Here is a 21,577-nt window from a genome sequence, read left to right as displayed (position 1 = left end):
GCCTATGCTAAGCCAAGCGGATTTCGATACGCTGCAACTCACTTTTCAGGTCGCCAGTTTGGCCACCATTTTTATGCTGCTGCTGGGCTGTCCTCTGGCCTGGTGGTTGGCCAGAACTAATTCATCATGGAAAGGTATCATTAACGCAGTGGTAGCATTGCCGCTGGTGTTACCGCCTTCTGTGCTGGGTTTTTATTTATTGGTGCTGATGGGGCCGGTCGGGCCGGTCGGCAAATTCACCGCCTGGCTGGGTATCGGGACTTTACCGTTCAGTTTTAGTGGTTTGGTAGTGGCCTCGGTGCTGTATTCCTTGCCGTTTGTTGTGCAACCCTTGCAGTCTGCATTTACCTCGATTGGCCGGCAACCGCTGGAAGCGGCTGCCACCTTGCGTGCCAGCCCCTTGGATACTTTCTTTAGTGTGGTGCTGCCGCTGGCCAAACCCGGTTTTCTCACCGCCACTATCCTGGGTTTTGCCCATACCGTCGGTGAATTTGGGGTTGTGTTAATGGTGGGCGGTAATATACCCGGTAAAACCCGGGTCGTGTCGGTGCAAATCTATAATCATGTCGAAGCCCTGGAATACACTGCCGCCCATTGGTTGGCTGGGGGCTTACTGGTGTTTTCTTTCTGCGTACTGCTAATACTGTATACCGTGCTCAAAACTCAGCCTGTTGCCCACCCATTACGATGACTACAGCCATTATCGCCCGTTTTCAACTCGATTATGGCGGCTTTGCGCTGGATGTTGATCTCAATTTACCGGCCACCGGCATCAGCGTGCTGTTTGGTCACTCCGGTTCCGGTAAAACGACTCTGTTGCGCTGTATGGCTGGGCTGCAAACGCCCCAGCACGGTTTTTTGCAAGTCAATGCAAAAATCTGGCAAGACAGCGCCCAAGCATTATTTTTGCCCACCTATCAGCGCCCTTTGGGTTATGTGTTCCAGGAGGCTAACCTGTTTCCGCATCTCAACGTCAGGCAAAATCTGCAATTTGGGCTGAAACGCATTGCCAAAACGGCTACACCCGTCGATTTGGATTTGGCGCATATTTGTGAATTGCTTGGTATTCAGGCACTCATGCAACGCATGCCGGACAGACTGTCCGGCGGCGAACGCCAGCGGGTGGCTATTGCCCGAGCCCTGGCTCTAAAACCGGAAATATTGCTGATGGACGAGCCTTTGGCATCGCTGGATTTTAAGCGTAAGCAGGAAATTTTGCCTTACCTCAGCCAATTGCAGCAAGAATTGCAGATTCCTATTATCTACGTCACCCATGCCCAGCAGGAAGTCGCGCAATTGGCCGATTATCTGGTGTTGATGGCCGAAGGCAAGGTGCAGGCCGCTGGGACGTTAGCGGAAACGCTCAGTCGCCTGGATGTGCCGCTGGCTCAGGACAGGGAAGCCGCTACGGTCTGGCAAGCCAGGGTTTTGCAACACGATCATCATTATCATCTAACCAGGGTTAGTTTTGCCGGCGGCAGTTTGGATTTGCCGCTGCTCAATGCCGCAATCGGCAGTCCGCTGCGTATTCAGATCTACGCCCGGGATGTCAGTATCGCTCTGCAAGCCCCGGTTGCCACCAGTATACTGAATGTCTTGCCGGCTACCATTACTAATATTGCGGAAGCCCAGCCCGGCCAAACCATTGTCCGCCTGGAAGTTGGTGGCCAAGCCATCCTCTCCCATATCACCCGTAAATCAGCCGTAGAACTGGATTTAAAGCCCGGTCTGCCAGTTTATGTGCAGATTAAGGGCACATCGATACTCAATTAAACCTTATTATAACAACCCGGCAAACGGTTGCACTGTCACTATTTGCCCAGGTTCAATGCGGGTTTGTTCGATACTCAATACAATAAAACAGTTGGCTTTGGACATAGAGGACAAGATTCCAGAGCCCTGTTCTCCGGTTTTGCTTACCAGTAAATTGCCTGCCGAGTCATAACTTAAAATACCGCGTTGATATTCGGTACGGCCAGGACGCTTTTTTAACACCGAAGTGCTGGTTGCTTTAACCGTCAACGGCGGTGTAGTGGCGGTACCGGCCAGTTGTTGCAAAGCCGGCAACACAAATTGGCAAAAACTCACCATTACGGCCACCGGATTACCCGGCAAACCAAAAAACCAGGCTTGTTGCAAACGGCCAAAAGTTAATGGTCGGCCTGGTTTCATCGCCACTTTCCAGAAATTCAGCTCACCCAGTTCGGCAAACACCCGGCGCACATGGTCGGCATCGCCCACCGAAACCCCGCCGGTGGCAATAATCAGGTCGTGATGTGGAGCGGCTGCCAGTAAGGTACTCCGTAGCGCTGCTGGATCATCCGGCACAGAACCCAAGTCGCTGATCTGGCAATGCTGACGCATTAACATGCCGTACAAGGTATAACGATTGCTGTCATAAATCTGGCCGGGGGCCAGGCTCTCACCCACACCGCGTAATTCATCACCGGTAGAAAAAAACGCCACCCGCAATCGCCGCTGTACGCGCACTTCCGTCATACCCACAGATGCCAGTAATCCCAGATCGGCTGTGCCTATTCTATGCCCGGCAGCCAATAGGGTTTGACCTTGGCTGATGTCTTCGCCGGCGCGGCGGACGTTATCCCCTGTCTTGCTGCGGCCATCAATACAAATCCGTTCTGCTTCCAGCAATTGGACGTGTTCTTGAGCAACTACAGTATCTACACCAGCCGGTATTACTGCTCCGGTCATAATCCGTACACATTCGCCTGCAGTTACCCGGCCTGGAAACGGGTGCCCGGCATAACTGCTGCCTATCACCCGTAATTCCCGGCTGCCCTGTACCGGCAAATCCGTGCCCAGCAAACCATAACCATCCATCGCCGAGTTAGGGGAGGGCGGCACATCCATACTTGCTACCACAGTATCTGCCAGTACCCGGTCCAGGCTTTCCCGTAAGGGTAGATATTCTGCCTCAGTATCCGACAGTGGTGTAATGGCGGCGATAATCCGTTGCTGGGCCGTTTCTACATGTAAGGCTTCCGGGTCATGATCATCGCTACAAGAGGGCGCGGTTAAGGGCAGGCGGTTAGTCATTGATCAGTCTATTGGGTGATTGCAAAACAGCCGTACAGGATAACAGTGTTACCCCGCTGGTCAAGTACCCGACTAAAGAACTCAGCGTAGCCAGAATAAAACGTCATCACTTCCGCAGCCGTCGGCTTTCCATTAAGCGAAATGCTGCCGGAATCACCAGCATGGATAACAAGGGCGCTGTCACCATCCCGCCCAGCATTGGCGCAGCAATGCGGCTCATTACTTCGCTGCCGGTACCGTTGCCCCAAAAAATGGGCAATAAACCGGCAATAATCACCGCTACGGTCATTGCTTTGGGTCTTACCCGCAACACCGCGCCCTCGCGGATCGCCGCCAGCAAATCCGCTGGGCTATCCTGATCATGGGCCAAGCGCTCTGTCCAGGCCTGTTTCAGATAAAGCAGCATGATCACCCCAAATTCAGTGGAAATACCGGCCAGCGCAATAAAGCCCACCCCAGTGGCGGCAGACAGATTAAAATTAAGCAAATATAAAAACCATACCCCGCCGGTCAAGGCAAACGGCAGAGTCAGCATAATCAGCAACGCTTCGTCCATCCGCTGGAAAGTCTGATACAGCAAGACAAAAATAATCAGCAGGGTGGCCGGTACCACCAGTTTCATGCGGGCATTGGCCCGTTCCAAAAACTCAAACTGACCGGAATAACTTAAAGTCATACCCGGCTCCAGCTTAATTTCCTGGTTAACTTTGGCTTTCAATTCTGTTACCACTGAGGCCAAATCCCGGCCCCGCACATCAATATAAACCCAGCCGCTGGGTCGGGCGTTTTCGCTTTTCAGCATCGGAGGACCGTCACTGATATGAATATGCGCTACGCTGCCCAGCGTAATCTGACTGCCTAACTCGGTAGTAATGGGCAATTGTTGCAAGCGCTCCACAGAATTGCGCCATTCGCGCGGATAGCGCAAATTAATCGGATAACGGGCGCGTCCCTCTACGGTCTCGCCGATATTGTCACCACCAATCAAACCGGCGACTACCGCCTGCAATTCGGCTATGCTCAGTCCATAGCGGGCAGCAGCGGCCCTATCGATATCTATGTCTACATAGCGGCCACCGCTCAAACGTTCTGCCAGCGCCGAGGATACCCCATCCAGCTGCTTGGCCAGATGTTCCACTTCCTGAGCCACTTTATCAATATCGGTTAGATGGCTGCCGCTGATCTTTACACCTATCGGGCTTTTAATCCCGGTGGCCAGCATATCGATACGATTGCGTATTGGTGGAATCCAGATATTCGCCATTCCGGGCACTTTCACGGCTGCATCCAGTTCGGCAATCAGCTTTTCCTGAGTCATACCGGCCCGCCATTCATTGCGGGGTTTAAACTGAATGGTGGTTTCAAACATTTCCAGCGGCGCCGGGTCGGTTGCCGTTTCGGCGCGGCCGGCTTTGCCGAATACCCGTGCCACCTCCGGCACCGTCTTGATCATCCGGTCAGTCTGCTGCAATACTTCCGCGACTTTTTGCGCCGACAAGCCCGGCAAGGCGCTGGGCATATACAGCAAATCGCCCTCATCCAGCGGCGGTAAAAATTCACCGCCCAAACGGCTCAGCGGCCAGAATAAAGTCAAAAACAGTAATCCTGCTGCCAACAGTGTGGTTTTTGGCCGCTGCAAGGCACTATCCAGTATCGGTTTATAGAATTTGATCAAGGTTCTGTTTACCGGGTTGGCGGTTTCGCTGGGCAGCTTGCCGCGTATCCAGTAACCCATCAGAATGGGAATCAAGGTCACCGACAAGCCCGCCGATGCGGCCATCGCATAGGTCTTGGTAAATGCCAGCGGGCTAAATAGCCGGCCTTCCTGTGCTTCCAGGGTAAAAATAGGCAAAAAGGATAAGGTGATTATCAATAAAGAAAAAAACAGTGCCGGTCCCACTTCGACAGCGGCATCGGTCATTACCTGCCAATGAGTTTCGCCCTGTAAAATCTGATCAGGATGTTGTTGCTGCCAGTGCTCTACTTTTTTATGGGCGTTCTCTATCATCACCACCGCCGCGTCCACCATAGCCCCTACCGCAATGGCAATGCCGCCCAGTGACATGATATTGGCATTAATCCCCTGATAACGCATGATGGCAAATGCGGTTAATACCCCCAGCGGTAAGGCAATAATAGCTACCAGCGAAGAGCGTAAATGCCATAAAAACACCACGCAGACCACCGCCACCACCACAAACTCCTCAATCAGCTTGTCGGTCAGGTTGGCCACAGCCCGATCTATCAACTGACTGCGGTCATAAGTGGTGACTATTTCCACTCCGGCAGGCAAGCTGGCTTGCAGACTGTCCAGTTTGGTTTTTACCGCACTGATCGTTTCGCGGGCGTTTTTACCGGAACGTAAAATAATCACGCCCCCCACGCTTTCGCCTTCGCCATCCAGTTCCACAATGCCGCGCCGCATCTGCGGGCCGATCTGGATTTGCGCCACATCGCCCAGCAACACCGGTACGCCGTCCGCCAGTTTCAGCACTATGGCTCTAAAATCATCCAGAGACTGTAAATAAGCGCTGGCCCGCACCATTAGTTCGGTTTCACCCAGTTCCAGAACCCCGCCGCCGGTTTCGGCATTGGCGTTGGTAATTGCCGTGCTGACCTGTTGCTGGCTGATGCCCAGATTGGCCAGTTTTACCGGGTCCAGCACCACTTGATATTGTTTGACCATACCGCCCACCGTAGCAACTTCGGCGACATTGGGTAAGCTTTTCAGCTCATACTTTAAAAACCAGTCCTGCAAAGAACGTAATTGGGCTAAATCATGCTGACCGCTACGGTCTATCAGCGCGTATTGAAAAATCCAGCCCACCCCAGTCGCATCCGGGCCCAAACTGGCTTTAGCCGTAGCCGGGAGCCGGCCTTGCACCTGATTCAGATACTCCAGCACCCTGGAGCGCGCCCAGTACAAATCGGTGCCGTCCTCAAACAGTACATAGACAAAGCTGTCGCCGAAAAAAGAAAACCCGCGTACTGTTTTTGCCCCAGGTACGGACAGCATGGTAGTTGCCAGTGGATAAGTCACCTGATTTTCCACGACTTGTGGAGCCTGACCTGGATAGCTGGTACGGATAATCACCTGCACATCGGATAAATCCGGTAATGCATCGATGGCGGTGGTTTTAATAGACCAGATACCCCAGCCGGCTAAACACAGGGTCAATAACAGCACCATGAACCGGTTGCGCACCGACCAGCGGATTAAACCGGCTATCATGGGTTTTCCTCCATCTGATGCTGGTGTTGCTGGTGAGCCGGCTCGGCGGTAATGCCACTCAGGCTGGCTTCCGAATCCAGCAAAAACTGGCCGCTGGCCACCACCTGCTGGCCTTCCTCCAGCCCGGCACTGATCACCGTAAAATTGCCGACTTCATGGCCGATATGGACTTCCTGGGGAGTATAACGGCCTGCGTCATCAGCCAGCATCACCAATGTGCGTTTGCCGGTGCGTATTAATGCCTCACTGGGCACCGCCAATCCGGTATCTGCGCCATGACTGCTTAAGCGTATTTGTGCCGACATGCCGGGTCGTAGTTTATGCTGCTGATTATCCAGTTCTATCCTGACTCGCACGCTGCGGCTGTTTTCATGCAACATCGGTAAAATAGTGCTGATTTTGCCGGTCATGCCTTGTTCTGGATAAGCCGTCAGATGTACTTCCGCCAAGTCACCTATGCTGAGTGTTTCCGCTTGGGCTTCCGCAACAGCGGCTTCCAGCCAGACCTTGTTCAGGCCGTTGATCCGCACTAAAGTCTGGGCGTTCATCACACTCATACCATTGCGAACGTCCAGGTTCTGGATAACGCCGCTGATAGGCGCAGTAATGGTATAGCGGTTTTCCACCACACCGCTAAGTTCCAGATGTTGGATCAGATTGTCCGGCATCCCCAGCAGGCGCAAGCGCTGGCGGGCTGCTGTCAGCAAATCGGGTTCACCCAGTTCCCGTACTGCCAGCAGTTCCTGTTGCGCGCTGGCCCATTCCGGTAACAGCAGTTCCACCAACGGCTGACCGGCATTGACCAGATCCCCCGCCGCCAACGGCCAAACCCGCTCGACAAAACCAGGGCTGCGGGTTTGCACGACTGCGACATCCCTGTCATTAAAACCGATCAGGCCACTGACTTCCAGTTGTCTGGCCACGGCCAGCCGGGATACTGTCGCCAGCCGCATGCCGATATTTTCGGTACGTAGCGGATCTATGCTGATGCCGTTAGTATGGGTGGTTTCAGCATATTTGGGGATTAAGGCCATATCCATAAACGGTGACTTGCCGGGTTTATCAAAATGTTGTTGCGGCATCATCGGATCGTACCAGTACAAGACCTTTTGAGCTGGTTTAACAGGTTCCGGGCTGGCCGGCATCTGCTCCGGCGAGGCCGGCGGTATTTGCTGCAAGGCCAGTTGCCAGCCTATGCCTATGCCCGAGGCCACTAATGCAGTAGCGCCCAGCAGAACGGCAAGAGAATTGAATGGCTTCATGGCTGCGGCTCCGTTTGACTCAGGGTCTGTTCACTATAGGTATAATGCAAGCGAGCCGCCAGTTGCCGGCGCTGATTTTCCAGGCTGATCGCTTTCAATTGCGCTTCAATATTTTCGCGTCGAGCAGCGGCTAATGTGGCTAAATCAGCGCGATTGCCGCGCCAGTCAGCTAGCGTTAATGTCACCTTTTCTGCCGCCAGCGGTACTATCACCTCCCGGCTGCGTTGTACCGCCCGGGCCAAACGCTGGTGTTCGGCCAGCGCCGATTCCAGCATGGCGCCATGTTCCAGTAAAGCGGCTTTACGTTCATCGGCCAGTGCTGCCCGTTCCGCTAATTTGGCTGCCAGTTTGGGGTCTTGCCGGGAGCCGGCAAAAATCGGTAAATCCACGCTTACTTGCAAAGACACCATATCGCTGTAAGCCGGCCCCCGGCGTTGATAAGCCAGTTGCAAAGCCCAATCCGGAATTTTTTCCGCCTTGGCTTCTGCCACTTCCGCATCCAGAATTCGGGTTTTGGGGTCAAATAAATCAAGTTCCGGGTGACGGTGTAAACCATGCGCCAGACTTTCCGGGGTAATCGGCCAGTTGGGAATATCACCGTCCAAAGGCTGGTTTGCGGCAGAGCCGATCCAGCGTTTCAATTGGGCCAAAGCCATTGCCAACTGGCTGTTCAGCTCATCGCGGCGTTCTGCAATCAAAGCCGCTTCCTGGCGGGGAGTCAGTAATTCGCTGGCCATGCCGGCGCCGCCACTGTATTTAGCCAGTACCGCCCGTTCAAACAGGTGGTTCTCCTGTTCCAGTCCATTCAGTACCGCTAATTGCTGCTCAAGCGCCTGGCGATTAATCCAGGCCACTGCGGTTTCTTGCAGCACCTGTAAACGGCTGAGCCGGGTTTGCGCTTCAGCCAGGGCCACCCGATTTTCAGCGGCAGCGACTCTGGCATCCAGTTTAGCGCCGTTTGGGAAAGCCTGCATCAGCCCGACTCTTTGCATAGTCATAAAATCACGGGACAGGCTGAAACTGTCGCCGCCCTGTATCGGCAAATTATCCACGCCCACTGCCAATTGCGGATCGGGCAATTCACCTGCAGGGGTGGTTAATTGGCGGGCGGCTTCGGTTTGCGCCTGATTCGCGCTTAACTGCGGGGTTTCCTGTAAAGCCAGATTAAGCGCATCATCAAAACTTAGACCAAGGCTCCAGCCCAGTTCCGGCAGGCTGGCCAGCAGCCACAGTGCGCTAAAACGCAGTCGCTTTTTAGAGAGATAAAAATACATAGCTAATTCCTGTATCGTCAGGCCGCGCTATCCGTTTAGCTAGACTAAAGCGGATTGCAATGGCGGATGCCATCATTTATACAATGATGATTTTAACTGCGGGAATTAGGCCAAGGTAGGCGGACGCCAGGTGGTAAAGGCGTCGAAGGACAGATAGGTTTTGTCGGTAAACGGCTTGGTGATAGCCGGGTAAAAGGTCGCTAGCGGCTTTTCCAGTTGATTCAGCAGCATTGGACCGCCGGTCTGGCAATCCTGTTCGGCTTTGCAGGCTTTACCGGTTTTGGCCTGAGTGGCTTTATCGGTACAGCAGTCATGAGCGGGCTTATCGGCTGAGTGGCTGAGCTGCGCCGATTCGCTAGGACAATTGTCTTCACCCACCAGCCAGCCTGCGCTACCCTGTAATGGGATCGCAAAACACAGCAAAGTGATTAAAAACAGATTAAGAATGCGCATGAAGCTAGTATAGAACCAATCTCAAGCACTTAGCAAGTAGTGACACCAATCAGTCCGATTAATTGGTTTGCATCAAGCCATCCAGGGTCAGGCCGCAGCTGGGCACAAAAGCCTGCATGAACAATACCACTTCCGGTTGATTTAACTCATGGATATTGCTGACCAATTGCTGGGCAGCCAATTCAAACTCGCCGTTACCTGCTTTCAGCTCTGCCTGACATTTCAGATAAGCCGAGATTTTATCGGCAGCTTTAATAAGCTGTTGATGTGCTGCCGGCAAGTGCTGATGTTGTATCAGCGGTCTAAAATCCGCTTGCAAGGCATCGGGTAACAAATTCAGCAATTCCAGTTCGGCCTGTTGTTCAATCTGTTTATAAGCCTCAAAAATGGCCGGTGAATGATATTTGATTGGTGTCGGCAAATCACCAGTGATCACCTCGGTAATATCATGATACAGCGCTGCCGTGGCAATCGCGTTGGCATCCAAGTCACCGTCAAAATATCGATTTTTAATCAGGGCCAGGGTATGGGCAATTACTGCCACCTCCCAGCTATGTTCCATGACATTTTCTTCATGGGCGTTACGCTTTAGTCCCCAACGTTTTATCCAGCGCAAGCGGGCCAGATAGGCATAAAAGCTGCTGGAAATGGTGGTTTTTGACATGGGTGGGTGCTGCCTGGGATAGATTAAAAACTGGGTCGTGCTGGCGTGTTAATCATACCTCAAGACCGCCACAAAAATCCGCTGGCCTGCTTGCCCAGTATTGATCCGGCAAATACCAATTCCGCCGGAGTAGCGCCGCCGGCACCCAAACAGACATGCAAAGGCAGTAAATGTTCGGCTCTGGGATGGCAAAACCCGGCAAAAGGCGCTAATGGCCAGTTCAGCAACCTGGCTTTGCGTTCTGCTGCAGTCAACTCGTCAGCGCAGCAAGTTTCGATCAGCCAATCCTCAAACGCCTGATTTTTGGCATTATCGGCCGCCGAGTGACTAAAAAATGCCCGCATATTGTGAAAAGAAAACCCTGACCCTAAAATCAGAATATTTTGTTTGCGCAAAACGGCTAATGCCTGGCCAATTTTAAGGTGTAGCTCGGGATCAAGGTGATTGACCAGCGATAATTGCAAACAAGGAATATCGGCTTGCGGATACATAAGCTTCAAGGGTACAAACAAACCGTGATCAAAGCCGCGTTGATTGTCCAGGCTGGCCGGAATATCATGTTCAGTTAATAGCCTGAATACCTGCTTTGCCAAATCAGGATTGCCCACTGCAGGATAAGTAATCTGATAAGAGGCTTCCGGAAATCCGGCATAATCATAAATCAGTGCCGGTTTATCGGCATGGGTAATGGTGGCCTGGGTAGCCTCCCAATGGGCACTGATGACTAAAATAGCAGCCGGTTGCTTAGCCAGACTGGCCGGTAAGGCGCGGAGAAATTCCACCAATTCCACGTGACCGGCATCACCCAGTAAAGGCAGCGGCCCGCCGCCGTGCGGAATGAAAAGCACTGGAGCAAGATATTGATTCATAATTAAATATTTCTCTTTACTTTAACAAACTGAATAAATTGGAAAAATCATCCGTCCATACTACTCGTTTGCCGCCGCTTTGTCTGGGTTCTGCCGCCGCTGTAATGGCAGGGCTTTGCAAAAATGCCCGATTTCGTGTCAGTAAAGCCCAATCGGCCCGATATAAATTCGGTTGGTCAGCCGGCGGCTGGGCGTGGACAACCACATAGTCATAACCCGCTTGTTCCGCCCAGCCGGCCAGTAAAGGCCGAAAATTCAGGTAGTGATTAGTAATATGTACCGCCAATACGCCGTCCGGTTGCAAATGCCTGAAATACAGTTGCATGGCTTCGTCACTCAGCAAATGCATGGGTACGGCATCACCGCTGAAGGCATCCAGAGCCAACACATCAAAATGTTGTGGGCTTTCCTGGGCCAGCGCCAGTCTAGCATCGGCACTGATAATATCCAGATTGACCGGTGCATCCTGGATAAAACTAAAATACTGTTGGGCAAACTCGATTACCTGCGGGTTGATTTCATAAATCCGAAAATAATCACCGGTTTTGGCGTAGGCCAGCAGCGTACCCACGCCTAAACCCACCAAACCGATCCGGCGCTGCTGTTGGCGCGGAAAATTGGTTAAGGTTAAACCCACGCCTGTGCCCGGCCAATAATAAGCGGTAGCCAAGCGGCGTTTAGTCTCGGCCAGATATTGAAAACCATGATCTATCGCACCGTGGCGCAGGACCCGACGTGCCTGATCAACTTGCTCATGGTCGCGCTCTTCCACCCGTAATACACCGTAAAAATTGCGCTCCAGAGCAATTTGGGCGCTGCCGGCATAATAAACATGCGCCAGCAGATATTTACCCAACACTCCCAGTAATATTAGCGCCAGACCGTGCATCAGGTAGTTGTGGCGCTTATCCGGTAACAGTTGTTTATCAAGGGCAATGCTCAACCACAACAAGGCAAAGCAGGCAAATAAACCAATATGAAATTCCAGATACAGTTTAAACAGCAGTGGTGCGGCCAAGGCAGCAAACAAGCCACCTAAGGCTCCGCCGCCGGCAATTCCCAGATAATAAGCGGTGAGCTGAGCGGGATGTGGTCGCCAGCGATATAACTCGCCGTGACAAATCATGCAGCAGAAAAACAGGCCGAAACTATAAATAGCAATCTGTCCAGGCAGATTGATATGCGAACTTTGATACAAGGCATAAACCATTGCTGCTGCTGCGGAGATGGCAGCTGGAATAAAAATGCGCCGCCGATACCAGTTGAACCGGGCAAAACAGAAAATAAACGATATCAGATAAAAGCTTAGCGGTACTATCCACAAAAACGGTACGCTGGCTACATCCTGACATAATTCATTAGTCACTGCCAATAATAAAACCGAAGTGGCAGCCGGCAAAGCCAGCCACAAAAACCATTTTAGCCAGTGTGGCAAGTTATCGGCAGGCAGGGGGGTATTATCCGGATTTAGCGGTGTGGCGCAGATCAAGCCGGCTTTGGCCTGTTTATGAAAATCAAAGGCCAGACCGGCGCAGGCAAGGATAAACAAAGCATAAGCCCAGGACCAGCTGAGCGTTTGTTCGCCCAGCCGAAAATACTGTTCAACCAGAAACGGATAGCTCAACAAAGCCAGCAAAGAGCCTATATTGGATAAGGCATACAGCGGGTAAGGCGAACTTCCGGCGCAGACCCTGACAAACCAGGCCTGTAATAACGGGCTGGTGGTTGCCAGCACCAAAAACGGCAAACCGATACTACGCAGCAATAACCAAGGAATCGACAGCATAGGCTCAGCCGCGGCAGCGGGTTCCAGACTGGCTGCAGGCGCAATCGGCAGTACCAACAGACTCAGCAATAACAGGCCAATATGGACTAAGCCCTGTTTGCTGGCCGCAAAATTATCCAGAATCAGATGTGCGTATGCATAGCCGCCGAGCATCAAAACCTGAAAAAACAGCATACAACTGGTCCAAACCGCAGGGCTGCCGCCGAACCAGGGTAAAATAAACTTGCCTATCAAGGGCTCAATCTGAAATAACAGATAAGCCCCCCAAAATATAGTAAATGCATACCAAGCCCAGCGCAATTTACCGCCGTCAATTTTCCTCGGCAGTCGCAGCGCAAAATCTCTGACCACAAAGTCCCCCTCAAGCCCTTAACAGGCCAGTAGATCTTAGTTATTATTTTTATTAGCCGGTCACAGTTTTGCCGGTGGGCAAATTTTATTACATCCTTAATTTGAAAAAAAGGCTACGGAATCTGCTTGATTTTTGGGTTCAACGGGCGATTGTCAGTGTTCAAAACAGCCATGCCCCAGCTATCCAGTGCCCAAGCCCGGCTAGTCCGCAACCTAAAATAACCTTTATGACCCCGGCTTGAAAGCGTATTAGTGCCAGTAAAGCGCCGGCGCCGAGGGTTAGTGCAAACACATCAATATGTCCCGGCCAAAATACCGGTACGGCAAAAAATACCGCCAAATTCACTATCACTCCGCATACAGCGGCACTGATGCCGGTTAAAGCGGCGCCGAATTTCAGATTTCCCTGACTGGATTCCACCAGCGGCCCGCCGGCCAGAATAAACACAAAACTGGGTAAAAACGTAAAATAAGTGACTAATATAGCCGCTGCCGCGCTGGCCAGAAACAAATGCTCAGGGCCAAACACAGCTTGACTCCAGCCCGCCACACAGCCGACAAAAGTTAGTACCATCACCAGCGGGCCCGGTGTGGTTTCGCCTAACGCCAGGGCATCCATCATCTGATTTGCGGTCAGCCACTGATAATGCTCTACCACTCCCTGATACACATAAGGCAGTACCGCATAAGCGCCGCCAAACGTCAGCAATGCTGCTTTGGTAAAAAACCAGGCCATTTGCGTCAAGGCTCCATCCCAGCCGTATAGCCCGTACAGACCAGCCATACTTGCTAGCCACAAGGCTAAACCTACGGCAATAGTGCCTAAAAAAGATCGCCAGCGAAATATTGCATGAGCCGGTACCTGCCGTTGTCCGGTAATGATAGGTAATACTTTCTGCTGATGGGTAGCGCCGCCATTAAGTTTACCTGGATAAAAATGCCCGGCGCCGGCTCCCAGCAGAGCTGCGCTCAATACAATTAACGGAAACGGGGTATGCCAAACAAAAATAGCCAGAAAAGCTGCAATTGCCATTCCCCATAACCCTATATTGCTCAAGATTTTGCGGCTTAGTCGCCAGGCCGCAGCCAGCACTATCGCCGTTACTGCCGGTTTAATGCCATACAGAATACCGCTCATGATGCCGAGCTGGCCAAAGCTCAAATAAATCCAGCCCAGGCTCAGCAAGATTAAAAACGAGGGCAGCACAAATAAACTTCCGGCTACCAGTCCACCCAGTTTGCCGTGCATCAGCCAGCCTATATAAGTTGCCAGTTGTTGAGCTTCCGGGCCGGGCAGCAACATGCAGTAATTCAGGGCGTGAAGAAAACTTTGTTGGGTCAGCCAGCGACGCTTTTCCACCAATTCCAGATGCATCATGGCTATCTGTCCTGCCGGTCCGCCAAAACTGACCCAACCCAGCTTAAACCAATACCGGCAAGCTTCCTGAAAACTGATAAACTCCGGCGCTACGGCTTTATCATCTGTGGTTTCAAGCTCAGTCATTAAATTCGCACGCTTAATTTTCAGCCTCCATAAATACTCTGAAACTGCGGTTAATCATAGCCAAAATGAATTAGTTTCACTGCAATCTGTCCTATTGCTGCATTATTAACAACCGGAAAACCCCTATGTCTATCAGTCTATACCAAGTTTCTATCCCCGTTTTTGTCAGAGCACTGGAAAATCTCGCAGCTATCCTTGACAAAGCAGAGCAGCATGCCCAGGCCAAAAAAATTGACGCAAGCATATTTGTTAATGCCCGTCTGGCACCTGATATGTATCCCTTAAGCCGTCAGGTGCAAATAGCCACTGATATTGCCAAAGGCGGAGCCGCGCGCTTGGCGGGTATCGAATTGCCCAGTTATGAAGACAAGGAGGCCAGTTTTGCCGAATTACAGGCGCGGATTGCTAAAACCATTGCTTTCATCCAAACCGTCAGTGCGGAACAAATTGAAGGTAGTGAACAAAAGCCAATTACGGTACGCACACCCAGTCGTGAACTTAACTTTTTAGGCCAGCCTTATTTGCTGAATTACGTGCTGCCCAATCTTTATTTCCATGTCACTACTGCCTACGCCATCTTGCGTCATAATGGTGTGGAAATCGGCAAAGCCGATTTCTTGGGCAGTTACTAAAACAATCTGCCCAGCTGAGGCAAACGTCTAAGGTGTCTGGACGGGTATATCCTTATTGCCGTAAAAGTTGTAAACGATCTACAGCGGTTTTTAAGGTTGCATCATCCTTGGCAAAGCAAAAACGCAGATAATTTTCCCCGGCAGCACTGTGAAAAAATGCACTGCCGGGAATGCTGGCTACCCCGGTTTTTTCCAGTACGGCCAGTGCGGCTGCTTTGGCGCTGGTATAGCCCAGATTCGATATATCGGCCAGTACGTAATAAGCGCCTTGCGGCAACAAAGGCTGGAGTCCGGCGCGTTCCAGGCCTTCGCAAATAATATCGCGCTTGCGCTGGTACTCATGTTTCAGGCTGTGAAAAAATTCACGATCCCCTGTCAAACCAGCAGCGGTGCCGAATTGCAAAGGGGCAGGCGCACAGACATAGAGTAAGTCGTTGACCAGGTTGATGGCTTTAGCCAGTGGCGCGTCTGCAACTGCATAACCCAGACGCCAGCCGGTAATGCTAAAGGTTTTGGAAAATCCCATAATACTCACCGTGCGTTTTTTCAGATTGCCGATGCTGGCCGGTGACACATGCCGGCGATCATCATAAGTAATATGTTCGTAAATCTCGTCGGTGATCACCAGTAAATCAAATTCCTCGGCAATTCGGTCAATAATCAGCAATTCTTCGACGCTGAACATTTTTCCACTTGGGTTTGACGGTGTGCAGACTATGATGGCTTTGGTATTGGCGCGTATGGCATTACGCAGATCAGCTTCCACCAGATTGAATTCCGGAGCCGCCAGTGTCAAAAATTGCGGCTCCAGACTATTCAATAAAATCGTATTGAGATGGTAGCCGTAATAGGGTTCCAGAATCAGAATGCCGTCACCGGGATTCAGAAAGGCCGCCAGCGTTGCGGCAAATGCACCAGTGGTGCCGTTGGTGACCACAATCTCAGTGGCAAAATCCACCTCCAGATTATTATCCTGGCGTACTTTGTCGGCAATTGCTTTTCTTAGTGGGACGATGCCCTCAGATTGGGTGTAAGTGTTATCGCCATTCTGTATGGCCTGTATCGCAGTTTCTCTCACCAGTGCCGGAGCTGCCAGATCGCCTAAACCCTGGCCTAAATTGATCCCGCCCAGTCTTTCGCATTCACGGGTCATGTGTCTGATATCAGAAGGCTGTAAACCTGCCAGACGATTTGCTAATTTAAAAGTCATTTTGCTGTTCCTTTTTTAAAGTGACTTGTTCTATGTGGTATGCCGGCGTGATTGTATTCAACGCTAGCCGGTATTTGACATTGGTGGCGGTATGAGCTGCTAGATTAAGTCAAGATGGTGTCGATGACAACCGGTCGCCCTTACAATTTTGACCCAAACAGATTAGACCGGGGTTTTTCTGATCAAGCGGACACAAAAAAGCCGCTTTGCAGCGGCTTTTTTGTGTCCAGCATGAAACGATTAACGTTTTGAGTACTGAGGACGTTTTCTGGCTTTGTGTAAACCGACTTTTTTACGCTCAACTTCACGAGCGTCACGGGTTACATAACCGGCTTTTCTTAACGGTGATCTTAATACTTCGTCAAACTCAATCAATGCGCGGGTTAAGCCGTGACGGATTGCGCCAGCTTGGCCTGAAGGGCCGCCACCGGTAACGATAATATTGATGTCAAAATCACCAGTTTTGCCCAATAATTCCAGCGGTTGTCTGGCAATCATTTCGTCGGTTTTTCGGCCGAAGTATTGATCAACAGGCAGTTTGTTGATGATAAATTGTCCTGAACCGAAAGTGGCGTAAACGCGTGCGATGGCGCTTTTGCGACGACCTGTTCCATAGTATTGAGTTGCCATAAACTAATCTACCTGCTTATAAATCTAAAACTTTAGGTTGCTGAGACTGGTGATTGTGCTCAGGGCCTCTGTAAACTTTCAATTTTTTGAACATCGCTCTGCCTAAAGGATTTTTAGGCAACATACCTTGTACTGCAGTAGTGATGATGCGATCTGGAAAAGTTTGTCTGAGTTTGCCCAAAGAAGCAGACTTCATATTGCCGACATAACCAGTATGATGGTAATAGATTTTATCTTTTTCTTTGTTGCCGGTAACGCCAATTTTTTCCGCGTTCACAACGATAATATAATCGCCGGTATCAACGTGAGGAGTGTATTCTGGTTTATGTTTACCGCGAAGACGTCGTGCAATTTCAGTAGCAAGGCGACCTAGCGTCTTTCCTTCTGCATCAATCACGTACCAATCGCGCTTAACTTCTGCGGGCTTTGCACTAAATGTTTTCATCTTTGCTTCTTAAATCTGTTGAGGCCATATAAAGAAGGGGAATTCTACTCAAATAAGCCGTTGACTTCAAGTTTATTTATAGTTTAATTTTCAGGGAGTGCAGTTTACGGTATAAATGGGTGCGTTCCATGCCGATTGCCGAGGCCAGTTTAGCTACGCTGCCACCGGTTTTTTCAAAGTGATATTCCAGATAAGACTTCTCAAAATGATCTCTGGCTTCTTTTAACGGCAGGTTAAAAAACTCCGGTACATTCAAGCCCAGCTTGGGCTGTTCGGCTATCGACCCCAAAGCGGTTTTGACTTCATCCAGCTCTATATCATCACCTGCACCCAATATCATCAGGCGCTGCACCAGATTACGCAATTCGCGGATATTACCCGGCCAATTGTAGTTACGCAAATAATTTTGTGCTGCCATAGAAAAACGCCGGAACGGTAATTTTTCATGAATCACAAAATGATCAACATAATAATTCAGTAGTGCCGGTACATCTTCACTGTGTTCGCGCAGCGCCTGAATGTCCAGTGTCACCACATTTAGCAGATAGTACAAATCCTGACGGAATCGGCCACTGTTTACTTCCTCATCCAGCGCCATGCGCGTTGAAGCCACCACCCGCACATCAACCCGCACGGTCTGACTGCCGCCCACCCGCAAAAATGAGCTGGATTCCAGGGCGCTGAGCAGCCGAGTTTGAGTTTCCGGGTCCATACCCCCGATTTCACCCAAAAACAGCGTGCCGCGATGCGCTTGTTCCAGCAGGCCGCGATAAATTCTACCGCTATCCTCTCTACCGAAAAATTCAACGGCAGAGTTTTCCGGGGAAATACTGCCCACCGAAACATCAACAAACGGGCCGTCGCGGCGTGGGCTGTTATTGTGTAAATAACGCGCGAATAATTCTTTACCAACTCCGGCCTCGCCGACAAATAACACTCTGGCATCATGTTGGGCCAGGCGTTTCACTTTGTCCTTGGTGCGTTCAATTACCGCGCTTTTGCCGATGGGATCAACATTAATCATTAATTGCTGTTTTAAACCGGCATTCTCACGTTGCAGAGAACTGGTTTCCAAGGCTCGTTCGACAATCAGTAATAATTTAGCCAGCGATAAAGGCTTTTCCAGAAAATCATAAGCGCCGAGTCGGGTTGCTTCGACCGCCGACTCTACCGAGCCATGTCCAGACATCATAATGACAGGACATAAGGCATCATCTTCTGCTACCCATTCCCGAAGCAGGGTGATACCGTCGCTGTCCGGCATCCAGATGTCCAGTAAAATCAGATGCGGCATTCGTTGGGTTTTCAAGCGACGGGCCTCACTGGCATTTTCTGCCATCGCCACTTCGTATCCCTCATCTTCCAGAATTTCCGAGACTAATTGACGAATGTCTTGTTCATCGTCAACTACCAGAATATAAGGTGCTTGCTTATTCATGCATTGTTCCCAAATTCAAAGACCGGCAACTGGATAACAAAGCCAGCCCCGTGATTATATGATTTATCCACCCAAATCGCTCCGCCGTGTTCCTCAATAATTTTCTTAACAATAGCCAGACCCAGGCCGGTACCTTTGGTTTTACTGGTTACATAAGGCTCAAAAATGGTTTCGATTTGTTCGGCATTCAGGCCGCTGCCATTATCGTAAAGCGCTAATTCCGCCACGTCTACATTATTACGCTTGGTTTTGCTGATTTTAATATCAATCTGGCATTGCGGCCCGGTGGCCTCCTGAGCGTTTTTGATCAAATTATGCAAAACCTGGCGGATACTGACCGGATCTACTTCCACAATTACCCGACTCACCGGATAGACAGTACGAAAAACGATACCTGATGGAGTATATAAGGCTAACACTTCCTGTATCAGTTCAATCAGATTGATTTTTTCCACCAGTTTTTTGGATGGTCGGGCATATTCAGAAAAATCATCAACCATACGCTTCATGGCTTCTACTTGTTGCACAATAGTGCGAGTGCCGCGTTGCAAAAATTCTGCAGAATTTTCATTCAATTCCTTAGCCAGCTTATGCTGTAAACGTTCAGCGGACAATTGTATCGGTGTCAGTGGATTTTTGATTTCATGCGCCAAGCGCCGTGCCACTTCGCCCCACGCTGCGTTTTTTTGGGCTTGGATCAAATCCGTGACATCATCGAATACTACCACAGCCCCGGTACGACTGCCGTCCTGCGCGAATAAGGGGGTACCCCGGCATAACAACTCCTGACGGCCGTTTGCGCCCAGAAATACTACACGCTGTTCCCAGATGTCATCGGCTTTTTGCAGTAGATGCTGGATATTAACCAGCATATCGGCCAGTTCGTCATGATTGGCTGCCAGTGTCAGCAAGGTTTGACCAACAAAATGGCTGACCGGGATATGCAAAATTCGGTACGCCGCCTGATTAGCTGTGCGGATACAAAAATCGGCATCAAAACTGATGACTCCGGCCGTTAAATTGGCCAGAATGGTTTCCAGATAAGCGCGCTGATTTTCTACCTCAACACCGGCTGAACGGGTCTCATCACGGGAGCGGGCAATGCGCCGGGTCATCTGGTTAAAGGATTCCACCAGAAAGCCCAGGTCGTCCTGACTCATGACTGGTAATTGTTGTTGATAATCGCCGCTGGCGACTGCCTGGGTACCTTTAACCAGCTCTTTGACGGGCGCGACAATATTGCGAATACTGATAAAGGCAACCCAAATTGCCGCCAACATGCTTAATAACAGCACCAATAACAGTATCAGTGAAAAGCTGGTCTTTAGCGAATCGCGTAAAAACGTCATTTCCTGATAGCGAATAAAAGCAAATTCAATTGAATCCGCCAGATCGGTTACCCGAATAGGTACCGGATACAGCACCTGGAGGAATTGGTTCTGGTTGCGCTGAATCGGCAATATGATGCGCACCAGCATTTCTTCGTTATCAGTTGGCGCATAGGCAAAATATTCTTTGTTCTGACGTAATTGCAGCCAGATTTGTTCATCCGGCATGTGCGGTAAAATTTCGCTGGGGTTGGCGCTGCTGGAAGCCAGAATATGACCCTGATTGGAAAACACTGCCACTTCCATTGCGCCTGATTCGGCACGTAAATCAGCAATTTCCAGCGCAATTAACGCTTCGGGCTTATCCTGTAGTTTTGTGGCCAGTTGTCGGGTTTGTTTGATATGCCAGTTCATGCGTTGGGCGAGTGAAGATTGACTGAGCTCCAGCGCATCATCCATGGCCCGGTCTATCTCCACATTAAACCAGCTGTCTATGCCCTGATGCAGAAACTGTACGGAAAAATAAAATACGATAGCCGCCGGGGCCAGCGCCAACAACACAAACAGCGATACCATGCGTGTTGTCAGTTTGGAGCCGGCTTCCTTTTTTTTCAGTTCACGGATTAGCGAATAGGCATTAACTACCACCAAGCCCAACAGAATGATGGAGCCGAGCGTATTAATCACTAATAGCCAGGAGTACATTTCCCCCAATTGGGAAGACTCCTGTGTGGCGCTACTCATTAGTTGTAGCGACAACAGCACAAAACCAAACAATATGATGATGGAAACGCTGGCGGGTAATTTTATCTTGGAATAGGCCATATAAACCAATCACTGGAGAGAAACCATTGGCTGTTCAGATAAGCTACCGGGCGTAACGGAACAGGGAGAAATTCGCGGTTGAATTCGGTTTTTACCGACAATTGGTATCGATTGCCGGGGGGCATTAACTCAGGATCGATAAGCAGTTGATCATGCACGATTGCCATATAGTTTAGTGCGGCATTCAGGCTCAAAAACATTTCCACCTGACTGATCGGGCTTTTCACTTCATATTGATTGAGTAAGGCGTGAAATTGCAGTACGTAAGGTAGCCGTTTTTCATAAACGGCAGTATTAAATAACCAGCCGATTTTGCTGATTTTAATCAAGACATCCCAAGCCAAAGGTACGCCTTTATGCAAGGCTTCTTTGGTGTTGGGGCTAAGCTGATAGCCAATTTCAGCCTGGACATTGTAGCCTTCGGGAGTGGATTGTAGTTCTGCCGAAATAATCTGGGCGGCAAAGCTGTCGGTCAGGCCGGGTTTGGGGTGAAACAGCGTAAAACACAATAGGCCATAACTTAGCCCGCGGCAAATCAAATTTAGGGTTATCGGTATCTTCGCTGCGCCAGACAAACTATGCCGAAAGTGTTTCATGATACCTAAGTGCCTAATCTA

Annotated in this window: 18 protein-coding genes; 3 read left to right on the top strand and 15 right to left on the bottom strand. The window is 50.5% G+C overall.

The genetic code is table 11. The features are described 5' to 3' along the window. The first annotated feature begins 4 nt into the window (after positions 1–4). Both modB and modC read left to right on the top strand, forming a co-directional pair. The gene (modB, locus tag KEF85_RS14670; RefSeq protein WP_215581848.1) at positions 5–691 is read left to right on the top strand and encodes a molybdate ABC transporter permease subunit; all 687 of its coding nucleotides are present in this window, start codon (positions 5–7) and stop codon (positions 689–691) included. Then, positions 688–1,773, top strand: coding sequence for a molybdenum ABC transporter ATP-binding protein (modC, locus tag KEF85_RS14665; RefSeq protein ID WP_215581846.1), 1,086 nt, complete (start codon positions 688–690; stop codon positions 1,771–1,773). The genes modB and modC overlap by 4 nt, the downstream gene beginning before the upstream one ends. A gap of 6 nt (positions 1,774–1,779) precedes the next feature. On the opposite strand, the gene moeA is transcribed toward modC, so the two are convergent. From moeA to chrA, 9 genes are all read right to left on the bottom strand, one after another. Then, entirely contained in the window at positions 1,780–3,057 is a 1,278-nt protein-coding gene (gene moeA, locus KEF85_RS14660; RefSeq protein WP_215581844.1) for a molybdopterin molybdotransferase MoeA, read from the bottom strand. Positions 3,058–3,163: 106 nt separating this feature from the next. Then, a complete protein-coding gene (locus KEF85_RS14655) occupies positions 3,164–6,289 on the bottom strand; it encodes an efflux RND transporter permease subunit (RefSeq protein ID WP_215581842.1) in 3,126 nt (1,041 codons plus the stop codon). Continuing rightward, a complete protein-coding gene (locus KEF85_RS14650; protein WP_215581841.1) occupies positions 6,286–7,551 on the bottom strand; it encodes an efflux RND transporter periplasmic adaptor subunit in 1,266 nt (421 codons plus the stop codon). Before KEF85_RS14650 ends, KEF85_RS14655 begins: the two co-directional genes overlap by 4 nt. Beyond that, positions 7,548–8,825 (bottom strand): TolC family protein, encoded by a 1,278-nt coding sequence (locus KEF85_RS14645; protein WP_215581839.1) that lies wholly within the window; start codon positions 8,823–8,825, stop codon positions 7,548–7,550. Before KEF85_RS14645 ends, KEF85_RS14650 begins: the two co-directional genes overlap by 4 nt. 105 nt (positions 8,826–8,930) lie before the next feature. After that, positions 8,931–9,278 carry a hypothetical protein gene (locus KEF85_RS14640; protein ID WP_215581837.1) on the bottom strand — a complete coding sequence of 116 codons (348 nt, stop codon included), beginning with the start codon at positions 9,276–9,278 and terminating at the stop codon, positions 8,931–8,933. 58 nt (positions 9,279–9,336) lie between these two features. Beyond that, positions 9,337–9,942, bottom strand: a complete 606-nt coding sequence (gene yfbR / locus KEF85_RS14635) for a 5'-deoxynucleotidase (RefSeq protein WP_215581835.1) — start codon at positions 9,940–9,942, stop codon at positions 9,337–9,339. A 59-nt stretch (positions 9,943–10,001) separates the two neighbouring features. After that, positions 10,002–10,811 carry a DODA-type extradiol aromatic ring-opening family dioxygenase gene (locus KEF85_RS14630; RefSeq protein ID WP_215581833.1) on the bottom strand — a complete coding sequence of 270 codons (810 nt, stop codon included), beginning with the start codon at positions 10,809–10,811 and terminating at the stop codon, positions 10,002–10,004. Between the two features lie 16 nt (positions 10,812–10,827). After that, positions 10,828–12,948: a spermidine synthase gene (locus KEF85_RS14625; RefSeq protein WP_215581830.1), complete on the bottom strand. Its 2,121-nt coding sequence runs from the start codon at positions 12,946–12,948 to the stop codon at positions 10,828–10,830. A gap of 160 nt (positions 12,949–13,108) precedes the next feature. After that, a complete protein-coding gene (chrA, locus tag KEF85_RS14620; RefSeq protein WP_215581828.1) occupies positions 13,109–14,452 on the bottom strand; it encodes a chromate efflux transporter in 1,344 nt (447 codons plus the stop codon). A 125-nt stretch (positions 14,453–14,577) separates the two neighbouring features. Between chrA and KEF85_RS14615 the strand changes: the two genes are divergently transcribed. Beyond that, positions 14,578–15,084 (top strand): DUF1993 domain-containing protein, encoded by a 507-nt coding sequence (locus tag KEF85_RS14615; protein WP_215581826.1) that lies wholly within the window; start codon positions 14,578–14,580, stop codon positions 15,082–15,084. A 52-nt stretch (positions 15,085–15,136) separates the two neighbouring features. Here the strand turns inward: KEF85_RS14615 and KEF85_RS14610 are convergent, their stop codons facing one another. The 6 genes from KEF85_RS14610 to KEF85_RS14585 all read right to left on the bottom strand — a co-directional run bounded on the left by KEF85_RS14610 (position 15,137) and on the right by KEF85_RS14585 (position 21,469). Continuing rightward, entirely contained in the window at positions 15,137–16,294 is a 1,158-nt protein-coding gene (locus KEF85_RS14610; protein ID WP_215581824.1) for a pyridoxal phosphate-dependent aminotransferase, read from the bottom strand. 240 nt (positions 16,295–16,534) lie between these two features. Continuing rightward, positions 16,535–16,924 (bottom strand): 30S ribosomal protein S9, encoded by a 390-nt coding sequence (rpsI, locus tag KEF85_RS14605; protein WP_215581822.1) that lies wholly within the window; start codon positions 16,922–16,924, stop codon positions 16,535–16,537. Positions 16,925–16,940: 16 nt separating this feature from the next. Then, a complete protein-coding gene (rplM, locus tag KEF85_RS14600; protein WP_215581820.1) occupies positions 16,941–17,369 on the bottom strand; it encodes a 50S ribosomal protein L13 in 429 nt (142 codons plus the stop codon). 76 nt (positions 17,370–17,445) lie between these two features. Next, a complete protein-coding gene (locus tag KEF85_RS14595; protein WP_215581818.1) occupies positions 17,446–18,807 on the bottom strand; it encodes a sigma-54-dependent transcriptional regulator in 1,362 nt (453 codons plus the stop codon). Beyond that, positions 18,804–20,960 (bottom strand): sensor histidine kinase, encoded by a 2,157-nt coding sequence (locus KEF85_RS14590; protein ID WP_215581816.1) that lies wholly within the window; start codon positions 20,958–20,960, stop codon positions 18,804–18,806. Before KEF85_RS14590 ends, KEF85_RS14595 begins: the two co-directional genes overlap by 4 nt. Next, positions 20,942–21,469 (bottom strand): DUF4390 domain-containing protein, encoded by a 528-nt coding sequence (locus KEF85_RS14585; RefSeq protein ID WP_246534966.1) that lies wholly within the window; start codon positions 21,467–21,469, stop codon positions 20,942–20,944. Before KEF85_RS14585 ends, KEF85_RS14590 begins: the two co-directional genes overlap by 19 nt. Positions 21,470–21,577: the final 108 nt, after the last annotated feature.

Origin of the sequence: Methylomonas paludis (genome assembly GCF_018734325.1) — a bacterium.
GTDB lineage: Bacteria > Pseudomonadota > Gammaproteobacteria > Methylococcales > Methylomonadaceae > Methylomonas > Methylomonas paludis.
The sequence above is the reverse complement of the archived record's forward strand: the minus strand, read 5'-3'. Positions and strand labels throughout refer to the sequence as shown.